This window comes from Selenomonas sp. AE3005, assembly GCF_000686945.1.
Classification (GTDB): Bacteria; Bacillota; Negativicutes; order Selenomonadales; family Selenomonadaceae; genus Selenomonas_A.
The window spans coordinates 17,428-19,598 of the sequence record NZ_KK366041.1; the positions used below are offsets into that span (position 1 = coordinate 17,428).

Consider the following 2,171-nt stretch of genomic DNA (forward strand, 5'->3'; position numbering starts at 1 on the left):
ATTGCCGGCGGAATTGAGACGCCCCCCCTGGGGGATCCCCCGGGTTCTTCCTGGGATGATGTGATCATCCCGAATGAACTAAATCCGGTTATTGAAAGATAGAATCAAGGATGGAGATGATTAAAATGATTGATAAGAAAGAACTTACGATTGAGATTATGGAAATCGTAACAGGAGGGTGCATTTATCCGCCGCCGCCTGATGTGCCCAAAAATGAACCTTGGGGCTACATAGACCCACCGCCTACTGATAACTACCATGGATTTTGGGACGAAGTGAATATCACTGCCTAAAGAAGATAGCAAGATGCAGATTACAAACGAAAGGAGTTGTCAAAAATGATGGACAAGAAAGAACTTAACGTAATGGAGAAGAAAAAAATGGAGATTATGGAACTGGACAATGTGTCTGGTGGAGAGGGGGCTGCGGACAAAAAGTTGGACTCTGATGGAGGATATTACGATGTCATTTTCATTAGAGCAGAAACAAAAAGCCTTGCAGCTGTATGACGAAACGAAATCCGTAACCACGGTGATTATTCGATTGGGATATCCAACACGTCAATGCCTGTATCGCTGGCTAAGGGAGAGAGAAGCACCTATAAAGCCTTTAAAAGTACGGAAGAAATTCATTAATACCGTAGAGCATCCTTTACATCCATCCGTTGAGACAAAATTAAATATTCTTCATCGTTGCTTTGAACTTGGAGAAAATGTACAATTAGTATCAGAGGAGACAGGATATTCAAGGGAATCTATATACACATGGCGACGACGATACGTCAAGGAAGGACGATTGGCATTAATGAATTCGAAAGATATTCCCAGAGACAGCTTAAAAGAAAGCTCCCTAGAGACATCACAAAACGAATTGGATGCTTTGAAGCAAAAAATGCATGATATGCAACTGGAAATGGATATCTTAAAAGAAACGATTGCTGTATTAAAAAAAGACCCAGGCATCAATCTGGAACCGTTGAAAAATCGGGAAAAGGTAGTGATAATTGATGCCTTACAACAAAAATATTCACTACCAGAGCTTCTGCTAAAACTTGGCTTATCTAGAAGCAGTTATTATTACCAAAAGAAGATACAGAAACGTATTGACAAATATGCCAGCTTGAAAGAGAAAATTCGGAAAATATTTTTTGAGAACCGACAATGCTATGGATATCGTCGTATTTATGGAATCCTTCGCCGCGATGGGATTATCCTTTCCGAAAAGGTGATTCGGCGAATTATGTCCGAAGAAGGATTGAGAGTACCTGTTAAATCGCACAAAAGGTACTCTTCTTATCAAGGTGAAATAACTCCTTCCGTTGAAAATCTGCTAAATCGAGATTTTCATGCAGATGCACCGAATAAAAAATGGCTCACTGATATAACAGAATTATCCATAGCCGCCGGCAAGGTTTATTTGTCTGCTTTGGTAGATTGCTTTGATGGAATGATCGTTGCCTGGAAGTTGGGTACAAGCCCCAATGCCAATCTGGTGAACAGTATGTTGGAAGACGGTATTCGTCAACTTGGTCCTGGAGAACATCCTATTGTCCATACGGATCGAGGATGCCACTATCGCTGGCCCGGCTGGATTGAATGTATGGAAGCAGCCCATCTGACAAGGTCCATGTCAAAGAAGGGCTGCTCTCCTGATAATGCTGCTTGTGAAGGCTTTTGGGGCAGACTGAAAAATGAAATGTTTTATCCTGGACGTTGGACTGAAATCAGTATTGACGCATTCATGGATGAAGTTAACTGCTATATTCGATGGTATAATCAAGTGAGAATAAAAGAATCCCTTGGATATTTGAGTCCAAGGGAATATCGACAGAAATTAGGAATTATCGCATAATGATAGTCCAACTTTTTGTCCGCAGCCCCAACTCGTCTGGTGGCAGCTGGTGGGATGACCTTGTAGACGTCGTTACTTATGACCTCGATGACTTGATTGATGACATTTTCTGACTGGCAAATTCAAAAAAGGTGCTGTGATGAAATGCGAAAGCATTTTATATCACAGCACCTTTTATCATACTTAAAACACAGCTCCGCCCGCCACTGCTTTTTCGTGAGCCTTGGCCGTTGCCTGCACTATTTCTTCATAGCCGGTCAAGGCGGCAAAGGGGGCGAATTGGGCGGCGCGTTTGTACATGGCCATACGTATGTGCCTCT

General features: G+C 42.2%; 2 protein-coding genes and 1 pseudogene. All 3 read left to right on the top strand.

Going from position 1 to position 2,171, the window contains the following annotated elements:
* The first annotated feature begins 110 nt into the window (after window positions 1–110).
* Window positions 111–293, top strand: coding sequence for a hypothetical protein (locus DL94_RS16195; protein ID WP_156031879.1), 183 nt, complete (start codon window positions 111–113; stop codon window positions 291–293).
* A gap of 45 nt (window positions 294–338) precedes the next feature.
* Window positions 339–509 carry a hypothetical protein gene (locus DL94_RS16200; protein ID WP_156031882.1) on the top strand — a complete coding sequence of 57 codons (171 nt, stop codon included), beginning with the start codon at window positions 339–341 and terminating at the stop codon, window positions 507–509.
* Window positions 510–678: 169 nt separating this feature from the next.
* A pseudogene (locus DL94_RS0113215) lies at window positions 679–1,851 on the top strand (IS3 family transposase); the annotation flags it as partial.
* Window positions 1,852–2,171: the final 320 nt, after the last annotated feature.